Source organism: Streptomyces sp. SAJ15 (assembly GCF_007595705.1).
GTDB lineage: Bacteria > Actinomycetota > Actinomycetes > Streptomycetales > Streptomycetaceae > Streptomyces.
This window is the reverse complement of record NZ_NISY01000001.1, coordinates 471,869-485,753: the sequence shown is the minus strand read 5'-3', so window position 1 is coordinate 485,753 and position 13,885 is coordinate 471,869. Positions and strand designations below refer to the sequence as shown.

The 13,885-nt window shown below is 72.0% G+C and carries 12 protein-coding genes; 5 read left to right on the top strand and 7 right to left on the bottom strand.

Annotation, left to right across the window (positions count from 1 at the left end; all coding sequences use genetic code 11):
* Positions 1–101: 101 nt before the first annotated feature.
* The gene (gene ppc / locus CD790_RS02125) at positions 102–2,822 is read right to left on the bottom strand and encodes a phosphoenolpyruvate carboxylase (RefSeq protein WP_144381222.1); all 2,721 of its coding nucleotides are present in this window, start codon (positions 2,820–2,822) and stop codon (positions 102–104) included.
* A gap of 211 nt (positions 2,823–3,033) precedes the next feature.
* Between ppc and CD790_RS02120 the strand changes: the two genes are divergently transcribed.
* Together CD790_RS02120 and CD790_RS02115 are read left to right on the top strand one after the other, a co-directional pair.
* Positions 3,034–4,032 (top strand): fatty acid desaturase, encoded by a 999-nt coding sequence (locus CD790_RS02120; RefSeq protein WP_144381221.1) that lies wholly within the window; start codon positions 3,034–3,036, stop codon positions 4,030–4,032.
* Complete coding sequence (locus tag CD790_RS02115) at positions 4,029–4,718, top strand: TetR/AcrR family transcriptional regulator (protein ID WP_144381220.1); 690 nt, start codon at positions 4,029–4,031, stop codon at positions 4,716–4,718. Before CD790_RS02120 ends, CD790_RS02115 begins: the two co-directional genes overlap by 4 nt.
* A 90-nt stretch (positions 4,719–4,808) precedes the next feature.
* On the opposite strand, the gene CD790_RS02110 is transcribed toward CD790_RS02115, so the two are convergent.
* Complete coding sequence (locus CD790_RS02110) at positions 4,809–5,633, bottom strand: trans-aconitate 2-methyltransferase (RefSeq protein WP_144381219.1); 825 nt, start codon at positions 5,631–5,633, stop codon at positions 4,809–4,811.
* Between the two features lie 137 nt (positions 5,634–5,770).
* On the opposite strand from CD790_RS02110, the gene CD790_RS02105 reads away from it, so the two are divergent.
* Positions 5,771–6,268, top strand: a complete 498-nt coding sequence (locus tag CD790_RS02105) for a MarR family winged helix-turn-helix transcriptional regulator (protein WP_144381218.1) — start codon at positions 5,771–5,773, stop codon at positions 6,266–6,268.
* Here the strand turns inward: CD790_RS02105 and CD790_RS02100 are convergent.
* From CD790_RS02100 to galT, 4 genes are all read right to left on the bottom strand, one after another.
* Entirely contained in the window at positions 6,227–7,042 is an 816-nt protein-coding gene (locus CD790_RS02100; protein WP_144381217.1) for a response regulator transcription factor, read from the bottom strand. The genes CD790_RS02105 and CD790_RS02100 overlap by 42 nt on opposite strands.
* Before the next feature lie 364 nt (positions 7,043–7,406).
* A complete protein-coding gene (galK, locus tag CD790_RS02095) occupies positions 7,407–8,603 on the bottom strand; it encodes a galactokinase (RefSeq protein ID WP_144381216.1) in 1,197 nt (398 codons plus the stop codon).
* The gene (galE, locus tag CD790_RS02090) at positions 8,600–9,607 is read right to left on the bottom strand and encodes a UDP-glucose 4-epimerase GalE (protein WP_144381215.1); all 1,008 of its coding nucleotides are present in this window, start codon (positions 9,605–9,607) and stop codon (positions 8,600–8,602) included. Before galE ends, galK begins: the two co-directional genes overlap by 4 nt.
* On the bottom strand, positions 9,604–10,650 hold the full coding sequence (gene galT / locus CD790_RS02085) for a galactose-1-phosphate uridylyltransferase (RefSeq protein WP_144381214.1): 1,047 nt from the start codon (positions 10,648–10,650) through the stop codon (positions 9,604–9,606). The genes galE and galT overlap by 4 nt, the downstream gene beginning before the upstream one ends.
* 225 nt (positions 10,651–10,875) lie before the next feature.
* Between galT and CD790_RS02080 the strand changes: the two genes are divergently transcribed.
* Both CD790_RS02080 and CD790_RS02075 read left to right on the top strand, forming a co-directional pair.
* Complete coding sequence (locus CD790_RS02080; RefSeq protein ID WP_144381213.1) at positions 10,876–12,546, top strand: sodium:solute symporter family protein; 1,671 nt, start codon at positions 10,876–10,878, stop codon at positions 12,544–12,546.
* Between the two features lie 33 nt (positions 12,547–12,579).
* Positions 12,580–12,891 (top strand): hypothetical protein, encoded by a 312-nt coding sequence (locus CD790_RS02075; RefSeq protein WP_144381212.1) that lies wholly within the window; start codon positions 12,580–12,582, stop codon positions 12,889–12,891.
* 125 nt (positions 12,892–13,016) lie between these two features.
* On the opposite strand, the gene CD790_RS02070 is transcribed toward CD790_RS02075, so the two are convergent.
* A complete protein-coding gene (locus CD790_RS02070) occupies positions 13,017–13,736 on the bottom strand; it encodes a LuxR C-terminal-related transcriptional regulator (protein WP_144381211.1) in 720 nt (239 codons plus the stop codon).
* Positions 13,737–13,885 lie beyond the last annotated feature (149 nt).

Below are 13,885 nucleotides of genomic sequence, written 5' to 3'. Positions count from 1 at the left end.
CCCCCACGGCGCTCCGCGGCGCCGGAAAAAGCCCGTCCCCCGGCGGGGCCGCTCCCTGAGCGCGGCTCCGGCGGGGGACGTCGTGCGTCACCGGCCGCGGGTCAGCCGGTGTTGCGCAGCCCGGCCGCCACGCCGTTGACGGTGAGCAGCAGCGCCCGGCCCAGCAGCGGGTCCGCCTCCTCGCCGCGCTCGCGGGCGACGCGCTGGCGGTGCAGCAGGGCGACCTGGAGGTAGGAGATGGGGTCCAGGTAGGCGTCGCGGACGTGGAACGTCTGCTGGAGCACCGGGCTGGCGTCCAGCAGCTCGGCCTCGCCGGTGACCCGCAGCACCTCGCGGACGGTGAGCTCGTGCTCGGCCCGGATGGTGTCGAAGACGTGCTTCAGCTCGTCCGGCACCAGGGTGTCCACGTAGTGCTGGGCGATCCGCAGGTCCGTCTTGGCGAGCGTCATCTCGACGTTGGACAGGAAGTTGCGGAAGAAGTGCCAGTGCTGGTGCATCTCGTCCAGGACGGTGTCCAGGCCGGCCTCGCGGGCCGCCTTGAGCCCGGAGCCGACGCCGAACCAGCCGGGCACGATCTGCCGCGACTGGGTCCAGCCGAAGACCCAGGGGATGGCGCGGAGCCCGTCCAGCCCGGCGCCGGAGTCCGGGCGGCGGGAGGGGCGGGAGCCCAGGTGCAGGTCGGCGAGCTGGTCGACCGGGGTGGAGGCGAAGAAGTAGGCCGGCAGGTCGGGGTCGTCCACCAGTCGCCGGTACGCCGCGTGGGCGGCGTCCGAGACGGTGTCCATGGCCGCGTCCCAGCGGGCCAGGGCCTCCACGGACTGGCGCGGGGCGGTGTGCAGGGCCGACGCCTGGAGGGTGGCGGCGACCGTCAGCTCCAGGTTCTCCCGGGCCAGCGAGGGCACCAGGTACTTGTCGGAGATGACCTCACCCTGCTCGGTCACCTTGATCTCGCCCTCGAGGGTGCCCCAGGGCTGGGCGAGGATCGCGTCGTGGGTGGGGCCGCCGCCGCGGCCGACGGTGCCGCCGCGGCCGTGGAAGAGCCGCAGCCGCACGCCGTGCCGGTGGGCGACGTCGCGCAGCAGCCGCTGGGCGCGGTGGATCTCCCACTGGCTGGTGGTGATGCCGCCGAACTTGGAGGAGTCGGAGTAGCCGAGCATGACCTCCTGGACGTCGCCGCGGAGGGCGACCAGCCGGCGGTAGGAGGGGTCGGAGAGCATCTCGTCGAGCAGCTGGTCGGCGATCCGCAGCTCGTCGGTGGTCTCCAGCAGCGGCACGATGCCGATCTTCGCCCAGCCGGCGTGCAGGTCGATCAGCCCGGCCTCGCGGGCCAGCACCGCGGCGGCGAAGACGTCGTCCGAGCCCTGGCACATGGAGATGATGTACGACTCCATGACCTCGGGGCCGAAGCGTTCGAACGCCTCACGGATGGTGTGGAACACGCCGAGGGTCTTGGCGCCGGCGGCGTCCAGCGGGGCCGGGGTGGGGGCCAGCGGCCGGCGGGAGCGCAGTTCCTTGGCGAGCAGCTTGGCGCGGTAGTCGCGCGGCATGTCGGCGTACCGCCAGGACTCCTCGCCGAGGCGGTCGAAGAGCTGGCCGAGGGCGTGGTGGTGGGCGTCGGCGTGCTCGCGCACGTCCATGGTGGCGAGCTGGAGGCCGAACGTGCCCAGGGTGCGGATGGTGCGCTCCAGCTGGCCGTCGGCGATCAGCTGGCCGCGGTGGGCGCGCAGCGACTCCTGGATGAGCTGGAGGTCGGCGACGAGCTCGGCGGTGCCGAGGTAGTCGCGGCCTTCCTGGTGGGGGGTGCCGGCGGCGAGCCGCTCCCGGGTGTTGAGGAGCTTCTGCCGGACGCAGGTGGCCTTGAGGCGGTAGGGCTCTTCGGCGTTGAGGCGCTTGTAGCGGGGGCTGATCTCGGGCAGCAGCTCCAGGTCGCGCTGGAGGGAGGCGAGGAGCTCCTCGGTGGCGCCGCTGTTGCGGATGGAGTTGGAGAGCGCCTTGCGCAGGTCGTCGACGGCGTCGAGGGCGTCGGTGATGCCGTGCTCGTGCTGGAGGATCAGCACCTCCCAGGTCACCTCGGGGGTGACGTTGGGGTTGCCGTCGCGGTCGCCGCCGATCCAGGTGCCGAAGGTGAGCGGGCGGGTGCCGGCGGGGAGCGGGGCGCCGACCCGGTCCAGTTCGGCGATCAGGTCCTCCAGGACGTCGCCGACGGCGCCGGCGTGCAGCTCGTCCAGGTAGTAGATGGCGTTGCGCGCCTCGTCGGCGGGCTCGGGGCGGGCCACCCGCAGCTCGTCGGTCTGCCACAGCAGGTCGATGTTCTCGGCCAGTCGCAGGTCGGTGCGGCGGGTGTCGCCGTTTCCGGCGTGGGCGTCGAGCAGCTCGGCGACGCGGCGCAGCTTGTTCAGCACGCTGCGGCGGGCGGCCTCGGTGGGGTGGGCGGTGAAGACGGGGCGGACGTTGAGGCGCTCGACGGTCTGCCGCAGGTGCTCGGGGTCGGCTTCCTTGAGCTGGTCGGCGGTGCGGGCGAGGATCGAGCCCTCGGCGTCCCGCTTGGCGCGCAGCTCGCGGCCGCGGTGCACCTGCTCGGTGACGTTGGCCAGGTGGAAGTAGGTGGAGAAGGCCCGTACCAGCTTGGCGGCGGTGGGCAGGTCGGTGGAGCGCAGCAGTTCGGCCGCGGCTTCGCCGTCGCTGCGGGTCAGCGCGCGGACGCGCTCGACCAGTTCGAGGAGTTCGGGGCCCTCCTGGCGGACCAGCGTCTCTCCGAGAAGGTCTCCGAGACGGCGGATGTCGGCACGCAGGGCGGCGTTGGTGTGGTCGGCACTGCTCACAGGTGTCGGCTCCTTGCGATGAATGAGCACGTCTGGCGGGGTGCGGACCGCGCTGTCCGACGCCACCCAGGATAGGCGGCGGACGGCGCGCTGGGTCGCCAGCCCTGTTGCCGCGCTTCCGCGCCCTGCCATACTTACGAGGCCGTAGGTTACGGATCCGTAGCCTCGCCCCGCAGAACCCCCGTCCCCCGAACCCCCGCGAGGGAACTCCATGACTGCAAGCCCCGACGTGGTCGAAGACGCGCCGAAGGCCCAGGAAACCCCGCTCCCGTCCGCCACCCTGGGCGGGGACAGCAAGCGGTCCATCGAGCAGCTCACCCTGCTGCTCTTCATCACCGTGCCCTTCGTGGCCCTGCTCGCGGCGATCCCGCTGGCCTGGGGCTGGGGCGTCAGCTGGCTCGACCTCGGTCTGATGGTGGCGATGTACTACATCGGCTGCCATGGCATCACGATCGGCTTCCACCGCTACTTCACGCACGGCTCCTTCAAGGCCAAGCGCCCGTTGCGGATCGCGTTGGCGATCGCCGGTTCGCTGGCGGTGGAGGGGCCGCTGGTGCGGTGGGTCGCCGACCATCGCAAGCACCACAAGTTCTCCGACGCCGAGGGGGACCCGCACTCCCCCTGGCGGTACGGGGAGACGGTGCCGGCGCTGATGAAGGGCCTGTGGTGGGCGCACATCGGCTGGATGTTCGACCAGGAGCAGACCCCGCAGCAGAAGTACGCGCCGGATCTGGTCAAGGATGACGTGGTCCGGACGATCTCCCGCCAGTTCGTGCTGTGGACCGCGGTCTCGCTGCTCATTCCGCCGCTGGTCGGCGGCCTGGTGACCTGGTCCTGGCAGGGCGCGCTGACCGCGTTCTTCTGGGGGTCGCTCGTCCGGGTGGCGCTGCTGCACCATGTGACCTGGTCGATCAACTCGATCTGCCACGCGGTCGGCAAGCGCCCGTTCAAGTCGCGGGACCGCTCCGGCAACGTGTGGTGGCTGGCGGTGCTGTCCTGCGGCGAGTCCTGGCACAACCTGCACCACGCCGACCCGACCTGCGCCCGGCACGGGGTGCTCCGGGGCCAGCTGGACTCCAGCGCCCGGATCATCCGCTGGTTCGAGAAGGCCGGCTGGGCGTATGACGTGCGCTGGCCGAGCGAGTCGCGGATCGACGCCCGCCGCACGGAAGGTGCCCGAGGCAAGGAAGGTTCCGCGAAGGCGGCATGATTGACGACGTGGCGATCGACAGCAACACCAGCAACAACAAGAACCGGCCCACGGGCTCGGGCCGGCGCGCCCGCCGCGTCCGGATGACCGGCAAGGAGCGCCGGGAGCAGCTGCTGGACATCGGTCGCACGCTCTTCGCGCAGCGCGGCTTCGAGGGCACCTCGGTGGAGGAGATCGCGGCCAAGGCCGGCGTCTCCAAGCCGGTGGTGTACGAGCACTTCGGCGGCAAGGAGGGGCTGTACGCGGTGGTGGTCGACCGCGAGATGCGCCAGCTGCTGGACATGGTGACGGGCGCGCTGACCGGGGGCCATCCGCGTGAGCTGCTGGAGCAGGCCGCCTTCGCGCTGCTGGACTACATCGACCAGTACACCGACGGCTTCCGGATCCTGGTGCGGGACTCTCCGGTGGCCCAGTCCACGGGCACCTTCGCCTCGCTGATCAGCGATATCGCCACTCAGGTGGAGGACATCCTGGGTCTGGAGTTCAAGGCCCGGGGTTTCGACCCGAAGCTGGCCCCGCTGTACGCGCAGGCGCTGGTGGGCATGGTGGCGCTGACCGGTCAGTGGTGGCTGGACGTGCGCAAGCCGAAGAAGGCCGAGGTGGCGGCGCATCTGGTGAATCTGGCCTGGCATGGGCTGGACGGCCTGGAGCCGAAGCCGCGGCTGATAGGTCACCGCAAGAACTGACGGGAAGCAGCCGCCTGGCTGGGGGCCCGCCCCGGGCGCGGGGCGGGCCCCCAGCGCGTATGCCGGTCATCCCGCGGCCACGGGGCTGTCCTACGCGCTCAGCCTGCGGGCGTTGACGAAGATGCGCCGGTGGGGGAACGGCGTCCCGTAGGGCCCGGCCGGATATGCCTTGCGCAGCAGGTCCCGGTACTGGGCGAGGAACTCCTCGGATGCCTCCGGGTCGTCGTGCAGTTCGGTCAGCACGGGTCGCAGGGCGGTGCCCTTGACCCATTCGAGGACCGGGTCCTGGCCGTCCAGCATCGGCACGTAGACGGTCTCCCAGGCGTCCACGGCGCAGCCGAGCGCGGTGAGCCGTTCCAGGTAGTCGACCGGGTCCAGGATGTGGACGAAGCGGCGTCCGAAGCCCTCCAGGCGCTCTCGCCACTGCGGGGCGTCGCAGAGCTCGCCGAGCAGGGCGTGGCTGGGTGAGGTGAAGTTGCCGGGCACCTGGAAGGCGAGGGTGCCGCCCGGGGCGAGGGAGTCGACCCAGCGTTCGAAGGAGCGGGCGTGGTTGGGCACCCACTGGAGGGCCGCGTTGGAGACGATCAGGTCGTAGGTCTCGCCGGGCTCCCAGTCGGCGGCGTCGGCGGACCGGAAGTCGAGGCGGCCGCCGCCGGGGGTCTCGCCGGCGTGACACCGGGCCTCCGCGAGCATCTCGGCGGAGTTGTCGTAGCCGGTGATGTGCGCGCTCGGCCAGCGGTCGGCGAGCAGCGCGGTGACGTTTCCGGGGCCGCACCCGAGGTCGGCGATCCGGATGGGGCGCCCCGAGGCGGCCGGCGGCTCCGCGATGCGGGCGAGCAGGTCGAGGAAGGGACGCGTCCTCAGGCTGGCGTGCCGTAGGTACTGCCGCGGATCCCAGATTGGAGCGACGTGCATGTTCGAGCCCCCTAGCAGGAACGGATGACGCTGAAGCGGAACGGTCCGCTTACCCGCCATTCGATGCCCAGCCGCCCCACAGAGTATCTCTTGACATCAAGAGACTTCATGTCGACAGACCAACTACACTGATCGCCATGGAGGACGAGGTCGATCGGCTGGTCGCGGCGTGGCGCCGGGAGCGCCCTGACCTCGACGTGGAACCGCTGGAGGTGCTCAGCCGGGTGAGCAGGCTGGCCCGCCACCTCGACCGGGCGCGCCGGCTGGCCTTCGCCGAGCACCAGCTGGAGCCGTGGGAGTTCGACGTCCTGACCTCGCTGCGTCGGGCGGGCGCCCCGTACCAGCTCTCACCTGGGCAGTTGCTCACCCAGACGCTGGTGACCTCCGGGACCATGACCAATCGCATCGACAGATTGGCCAAGAAGGGCCTTGTCGAGCGGCTGCCCGACCCCAGTGATCGTCGCGGGGTTCTGGTGCGGCTCACCCGGGAGGGGCGGGACCGGGCGGACCAGGCGCTGGCCGGGCTGCTCGCCCAGGAGCGGGCGATCCTCGCCGAGCTCTCCCGTCAGCAGCGGGGCGAACTGGCCGGGCTGCTACGCCAGCTGACCGCCCCGTTCGACAACATCCCCGGCTAGGTCGACGGGGCCCACACCCGCCCGGCGGGCCAGCGCGACGGCCGCCAGCGTGGAGTGCACCCCGAGCTTGCCCAGCACGTTCTGCATGTGTGTGCGGACCGTGTGCGGGGAGAGGAAGAGCCGCTCGGCGACCGCCTTGCGGCCCAGCCCCGCCACCATGCAGCGCAGCACCTCGCGCTCGCGCGGGGTCAGCGACTCCACCAGCCGCTCGCTCTCGGTGCGGTGTTTGCGGGCCGCGGTCAGCTCCCGGAGCACGCCGGTGAGCAGCGCCGGCGGCAGATGCGTCTCGTCTCGCAGCACTCCGCGGATGACCGCGAGCAGCCGGGAGAGCGAGCAGTCCTTGGCGACCCAGCCGGAGGCCCCGGCCTGCAGCGCCGCGGCCGCGCGGCGCGGGTCGTCGCGCTCGGCGAGCACCACGGTGCGGACGGCGGGGTGCGCGGTGCGCACGGCGCCGACCAGGGAGATCCCGTCCACGCCCGGCCGGCCGCCGACCGCCCGGCCGTTGGTCCCCGCCGGGCCGGCGTCGCCCGCCATGGACGCGGCGGCCGCGTACGCGGGTTGCGTCAGGTCGGCGGTCGCGGTGCCCAGGTCGGAGTCGACCAGCATCACGTCGAAGCGGCGCCCCTCGGTCGCCCCGCGCTCCAGGCAGCGCAGCGCCGCCGGGCCGCTGCCCGCCGCCGCCACGTCCACGTCCTGCTCCGCGGCCAGGGCGGCGGCCAGCGACTCGGCGAAGATGCGGTGATCGTCCACTACGAGAACCCGGATGCGTGCCACAGCCCCACCCCCCATGTCGCCGGATGCGATGAGCCAGTGCGGGTACGGCGCCCGGTGCCGGATCGCTCGACCACACGGCCGCCGCCGTACGGTGATGCCACCCCACCCCGGGCGTCGTACCTGCCTGTCTCGCCCCCTGATGAGCGTCGGCCCCCACCGACGCCTAGCTCAGCGTACGGCCGGGATCCGACATCGGAGGCGAAACCGCAAAACTGCCTGGCCGCCCCCGTTCACGATGGGGTGAGTGTTCCGCAAAGTGGCGGAAGTCAACCGCCCATGACGAAAAATGATCGCCCCAATGCGAGCTCCCCACCGGCCACCGCAGGCGCATCGCAGATCATCACCCGCCCCGCGGCGGTCTCGCTCAGGCCAACCGTCGCGCCCCCGGCGAGGGCAGCGTCGAGAAGACCCGCGGGGCCCGGTGGCCGGCGGCGGCGAAGGCGTCCCGCACCACCCGGCCGATGCGCTCCGCGTCCGCCTCCGTGACCAGCACGATCGCCGAACCGCCGAAGCCGGCTCCGGTCATCCGGGCACCCAACGCGCCCGCCGCGTCGGCCGACTCGACCACCAGGTCCAGCTCCGGGCAGGAGACCTCGAAGTCGTCGCGGCAGGAGGCGTGGCCCGCGGTCAGCAGCGGGCCGACGGCGCGGACCTCGCCGGCGTCCAGCAGCGCGACCGCCTCCTCCACCCGTCGGTTCTCGGTCACCACATGCCGGACACGGCGCCGCAGTGTGTCGTCCTCGCCCAGGTCCGCGAGGGCCGATTTCAGTTGCACGTAGGGGATGTCACGCAGGGCACGCACCCCGAGCGCCCGCGCGGCCGTCTCACAGGAGGCGCGCCGATTCGCGTACGCGCCGTCTGCCAGCTCGTGTCTGGCCCCGGTGTCGACCACCAGAAGACGCAGTCCATGGGCCGCCAAATCGAACGGTACTTGCCGCCGGGTCAGCAAGCGAGTGTCCAGGAACAGCGCGTGCCCCGCGGTGCAGCAGGCGGACGCGGTCTGGTCCATGATCCCGCAGGGGACGCCCACGAACGCGTTCTCCGCCCGCTGGCACAGCCGGGCCAGCCGCTGCGGCGCGAGCCCCAGCTCGTACAGGTCGTTGAGCGCGGCCGCGGTCGCCACCTCCAGCGCGGCCGACGAGGACAGCCCCGCCCCCGTCGGCACCGTGCTGTCGAAGTGCACGTCCGCGCCGCCCACGGCCAGGCCCGCCTCACGCATCGCCCAGGCCACCCCCGCCGGGTAGGCCGCCCAACGGGCCGCCGCCCCGCGCGGCGCGGCGGTCGGCGCCAGCTCCGCGACACGCAGCTCGATCACGCCGGCCGCGGGCACGCCCCCGGAGTGCAGCCGCAAGCGCCCGTCGGCGCGCGGCGCGGCCGCGGCCAACGTGGTGTGCGGCAGCGCCAGCGGCATCACGAAGCCGTCGTTGTAGTCGGTGTGTTCGCCGATCAGGTTGACCCGGCCCGGCGCCGCCCACACCCCGGCCGGCGGGCCGCCGTAGACCGCCGCGAAGGCCGCGGCCGTGCGCTCCGGACCGTGGCCGGCGCCGTGCGGGTCGCTCATGCGCTCTCACCGCGCCGGGCGAACTCCCAGGCGTCCGCGACGATGCCGGCGAGGTCCGCGCGGCGCGGGCGCCAGCCGAGGCGGTCCCTGGCGCGCTCGGCGGAGGCGACCAGGACGGCCGGGTCGCCGCCGCGGCGGGGCGCGACGACCTCGGGGACGGGGTGGCCGGTGACCCGGCGCACGGTCTCGACGACCTCGCGCACCGAGAAGCCGTTGCCGTTGCCGAGGTTGCAGATCAGGTGCTCGCCGGGGCTCACCCGGCGGTCCCCGGCGCCCTCGCGGGCCGCGTCCAGCGCCAGCAGATGGGCGTCGGCGAGGTCGGCGACGTGGATGTAGTCGCGGACACAGGTGCCGTCGGGGGTCGGGTAGTCGTCGCCGAAGACGGAGATCGCCTCCCGGCGGCCCTGGGCCACCTGGAGGACGAGCGGGATCAGGTGCGACTCCGGGTCGTGACGCTCGCCGTAGACGACGCCGTCGGCCGCGCGGTGGGCGCCGGCCACGTTGAAGTAGCGCAGCGACACCGCGGCCAGGCCGTGGGCCGCGCACTCGCCGCTGATCATGTGGTCGACGGCGAGCTTGGTGGCGCCGTACGGGTTGGTCGGCGCGGTCGCGGCGTCCTCGGTGATGGGGGTGGTGGCGGGCTCGCCGTAGGTCGCGGCGGTGGAGGAGAAGACCAGGGTGCGCACGTCCGCGTCGCGCATCGCGGCGAGCAGCGCGGCGGTGCCGCCGACGTTGTTGAGCCAGTACTTCTCGGGGTCCACGACCGACTCCCCGACCTGGGAGAAGGCGGCGAAGTGCAGCACCGCGGCGTAGGAGCGGTCCAGCCACTTCGCGACGTCCTGGACGCGCCCCTCGACGAACTCGGCGCCCGCGGGCACGCCGGCCCGGTGTCCGGTGGAGAGGTCGTCGACCACGGTGACCTGGTGGCCCGCCTCCAGCAGATGCGCGGCGACGACGCTGCCCACATAGCCCGCGCCGCCCGTCACCAGGTACTTGTTGGTCATGTGCTCGCTACCTCTCGCAGTCGCTGCGCCGCGGCCTCCGGCGGCACGTCGTTGATGAACACACTCATGCCGGATTCGGAACCCGCGAGGAACTTGAGCTTGCCGGCAGTGCGGCGAATGGTGAAGAGCTCGAGGTGGAGCGCGAACCGGTCGCGGTCGGCCGCCCGGAACGGCGCCTGGTGCCAGCCGGCGACGTACGGCGTAGGGGGCTCGGCGTCGCCGAAGATCCGGTCGAACCGCCTGAGGAGTTCCAGATACACCTCCGGGAACTCCGCGCGGGCCGCCTCGTCCAGCGCCCGCAGGTCCGGTACCCGGCGCTTCGGGTAGAGGTGCGCCTCGTACGGCCAGTGCGCGGCATACGGCACGAAGGCCAGCCAGTGTTCGCCGTCGAGGACGATCCGCCGGCCGTCCGCCCGCTCGTCGGCCAGCACGTCGTCGAAGAGGTTGCGCCCGCCGGTGCGCTCGCGGTGCGCGGCGAGTGAGCGCAGCATCGCCTCGGTGCGGGGGGTGGCGAAGGGATAGCCGTAGATCTGGCCGTGCGGGTGGCCGAGGGTCACGCCGATCTCCGCGCCCCGGTTCTCGAAGCAGAAGACCTGCTCGACCGCGGGGAGTCGGGCCAGTTCGGCGGTGCGGTCGGTCCAGGCGGCGAGCACCAGTGCGGCCTGCCGCGGGGTGAGGTCGGCGAAGGAGGCGTCGTGCTCGGGGGTGAAGCAGACCACCTCGCACCGCCCGGCATCGCCGACCAGCGACGGGAAGCGGTTCTCGAAGACGACGACGTCGTAGTCGGCGGCCGGGATCTCGCTGGGGCGGCCGGGGCGGGAGGGGCACAGCGGGCACTGGTCGGCGGGCGGGTGATAGGTGCGGCCCTGGCGGTGCGAGGCGATCGCCACCCGGTCGCCGAGCAGCGGGTCGAGGCGGATCTCGGAGGTGGTCGCGGGGGGTTCCGGCGGCCGCCGGTCGACGGCGTCGCGCACCGCGTCGTGGCCTGAGTCGTAGTAGATCAACTCACGCCCGTCCGCCAGCCGGACCGCCGTCTTCCGCACCGGGACTCCTCGCCGCTCCTCAACTACTCAACATAAACAAACACAATGAACCACGACTCAACAGCGGCGTCAATGCGCCCGTGATTCCCGGACATACCGAGATGATTCGGCTACGTTCATCACGATCCAACAAAGAGACTCAACATAACTGTTCAGAAACTGAACAGAGAAGCGTACGTTCCTGTGCGTTCCCGTGCTGGCAGCGGACTCGAAAAGAGTGATTCGATGCAGTACTTGGCTGACGGGCTGCGACTCCCCACCAACGGGCTCGACTACACGATCCTGGGCATCTACTTCGTCGTCGTCCTGGGCATCGGCTACTTCGCCCGGCGCAGCGTGAAGACCAGCCTGGACTTCTTCCTCTCCGGGCGGTCGCTGCCGGCCTGGGTCACCGGCCTGGCCTTCGTCGCCGCCAATCTCGGCGCCACCGAGATCCTCGGCATGGCCGCCAACGGCGCGCAGTACGGCGCCTACACCGTGCACTGGTACTGGGTCGGCGCCATCCCCGCCATGGTCTTCCTGGGCCTGGTGATGATGCCCTTCTACTACGGCTCCAAGGTCAGGTCCGTCCCCGAGTTCCTGCTGCACCGCTTCGGGCCCTCCTCGCACCTGCTCAGCTCCCTGATCTTCGCCGTCTCCTCGGTGCTGATCGCCGGCGTCAACCTCTACGCGATGGCGATCGTGCTGGAGGCGCTGATCGGCTGGCCGCAGTGGGTCGCGATCGTGGTCGCCGGCTTCTTCGTCCTCGCCTACATCACGCTCGGCGGCCTGTCCTCCGCCATCTACAACGAGGTACTGCAGTTCTTCGTCATCCTCGCCGCGCTGATCCCGTTGACCGTCGTCGGTCTCAAGCGGGTCGGCGGCTGGGACGGGCTGTCGGACACCCTCACCGGCAGCCACGGCGACGACTTCCTCTCCGCCTGGGGCGGCACCGGCATCGGCGAACCCAACCCGCTGGGCGCCAACTGGCTGACCATCGTGCTCGGCCTGGGCTTCGTGATGAGCTTCGGCTACTGGACCACCAACTTCGCCGAGGTGCAGCGGGCCCTGTCGGCGCGCAACCTGTCGGCCGCCCAGCGCACCCCGCTGATCGCCGCCTACCCCAAGATCCTCATCCCCATGGTGGTGGTCGTCCCCGGGCTGATCGCCCTGGCCATGGAGCCGACGCTGGGCAAGGAGGGCAGCGACCTCCAGTACAACGACGCCATCCCGCTGCTCATGCGCGACCTGCTCCCCAACGGCGTCCTGGGCGTCGCGGTCACCGGCCTGCTCGCCGCGTTCATGGCCGGCATGGCGGCCAACGTCTCGTCCTTCAACACCGTCTTCACCAACGACATCTGGGCCGCGTACGTGGTCAAGGGGCGGGAGGACCGCTACTACCTGGCGACCGGCCGGGTGGTGACCGCGATCGGCGTGCTGATGGGCATGGGCACGGCCTTCATCGCCTCGTCCTTCAGCAACATCATGAACTATCTGCAGACGCTGTTCTCGTTCTTCAACGTGCCGCTGTTCTGCGTCTTCATCATCGGCATGTTCTGGAAGCGGTCGACGGCCGCGGCCGGCTTCTGGGGCCTGCTGTCCGGCACGGTCGCCGCGATGGTCAACTACTTCTGGTTCTACAAGCAGGGCGTCGTGGACATCCCCAGCGACCAGGGCGCCAACTTCGTCTCCTCGATCGTGGCCTTCGTCGTCGGCGGCGTGGTGATGGTGGCCGTCTCGGCGTTCACCCGGCCCAAGCCGATCGAGCAGCTGGCGGGCCTGGTCTACGGCACCCGCTCCCCCGGCATGGCCGAGCCGCCGGCCGCCGGCGACGACGCCTGGTACCGCAAGCCGGCGCTGCTGGGCTGGGGCGCGATCGTCCTGGCGGCCGCCTGCTACATCCCGTTCTCCATCTGACGCCGCTCCACCGGACGCCGAGGTGCACCCATCATGAGCGAGTACGAGTACCAGCACGACGTCGAGGAACTGGAGCGCAGGTCGGCCACGGCGGCCCGCCTCTTCGACATCCGCCGCATCATCGGCGGCCTCTTCGTCGTCTACGGCATCATCGTCACCATCGCCGGCCTCACCGCCTCCGACGCGGACCTGAAGAAGGCCCAGGACATCAACATCAACCTCTGGACGGGCATCGGCATGCTCGCCCTCGGCGCGTTCTTCCTGGTCTGGGCGTGGCTACGGCCGGTCGTCCACGCCCCGCCCCTCCCGGAGCCGGAGGAGACCCCGGACACCCCCGCGGAGTGACGCGGCGACACCGCTTCCACCGCGACGGCGAGGCCCCCGACAGCCGGCCCGGCGGTGCCGGACCCACCGCCACCGCCGGAACACACGCCGAAGCCGACACCGAGGCCGACCGGAGGGGGAAACGCCTACCGCACCGCGCGCCCCGCGCCCGAGGGGCCGCCCACGCCACCGGCGGCTCCGGCGGCTCCGGCCCGGTCGAGGAGCCCCGTGCGGGCCGCCAGCGCGGCGGCCTCCAGCCGGGAGCCGACGCCGAGCTTCATCAGAACGCGCTGGACATGGGTGCGGGCGGTGCTGGGCGCGATGCCCATGCCGGCGGCGATGAGGCGGGTGTCCTCGCCCTCGGCGACCCGCACCAGCACCTCGACCTCGCGCGGCGTGAGCATCTGGAGCAGCCGGGCGCCCTCGTCGTCCGGCTGCGCGGCCGGATTGAGCAGCTCCGTGAAGGCGCCCTGGAGGAGCTGCGGGGCCACCGCCGCCTCGCCCGCCCGCGCCTTGACCATGGCCCGCTCCACGCCGTCGATGCGCTCGTCGTGCCGCACATAGCCGGACGCGCCGGCGGCGAAGGCGGCGGCGATACCGCGCGGGCTCGGGACCGGCCCGAGCACCACCACCGCGACCTGCGGCCGTTCCCGTTTGATCCGCACCACCGGTTCGAAGGCGCCGGGTTCGGCCGGTGTCGACGTGCCCAGCAGGCACACCTCCGGCGCCCGGCTGACCACCAGTTCGGCGGCCCCGGCGCTCGGCGCCGCCGCCGCGAGCACCCGGTGCCCGCGCAGCTTCAGCGCCGAGGCGAGCGCCTCAGCGAGCAGCCGGTGGTCGTCGACCACCATGAGTCGCACGCCCATGAGCTCCCCCCCATTCGCCCAGGGAAACGAGTCCCTGGGCCCTTGTGGCCCCCTTGCTCTGCCGTTCGCGCTAACGATAACGACCCCGCATCGTCACAGCCCGTGAGCCCTTTGTTCCGGGAAGCTACACGGTTGTTCGACCTCGCGCG

Coding starts and splice junctions, on each gene's coding strand:
- galE (WP_144381215.1), bottom strand. CDS start 9,607: ATGACCAACAAGTACCTGGTGACGGGCGGCGCGGGCTATGTGGGCAGC.
- CD790_RS02120 (WP_144381221.1), top strand. CDS start 3,034: ATGACTGCAAGCCCCGACGTGGTCGAAGACGCGCCGAAGGCCCAGGAA.
- CD790_RS02105 (WP_144381218.1), top strand. CDS start 5,771: ATGGAGGACGAGGTCGATCGGCTGGTCGCGGCGTGGCGCCGGGAGCGC.
- CD790_RS02070 (WP_144381211.1), bottom strand. CDS start 13,736: ATGGGCGTGCGACTCATGGTGGTCGACGACCACCGGCTGCTCGCTGAG.
- CD790_RS02080 (WP_144381213.1), top strand. CDS start 10,876: ATGCAGTACTTGGCTGACGGGCTGCGACTCCCCACCAACGGGCTCGAC.
- CD790_RS02075 (WP_144381212.1), top strand. CDS start 12,580: ATGAGCGAGTACGAGTACCAGCACGACGTCGAGGAACTGGAGCGCAGG.
- galK (WP_144381216.1), bottom strand. CDS start 8,603: ATGAGCGACCCGCACGGCGCCGGCCACGGTCCGGAGCGCACGGCCGCG.
- CD790_RS02110 (WP_144381219.1), bottom strand. CDS start 5,633: ATGCACGTCGCTCCAATCTGGGATCCGCGGCAGTACCTACGGCACGCC.
- CD790_RS02115 (WP_144381220.1), top strand. CDS start 4,029: ATGATTGACGACGTGGCGATCGACAGCAACACCAGCAACAACAAGAAC.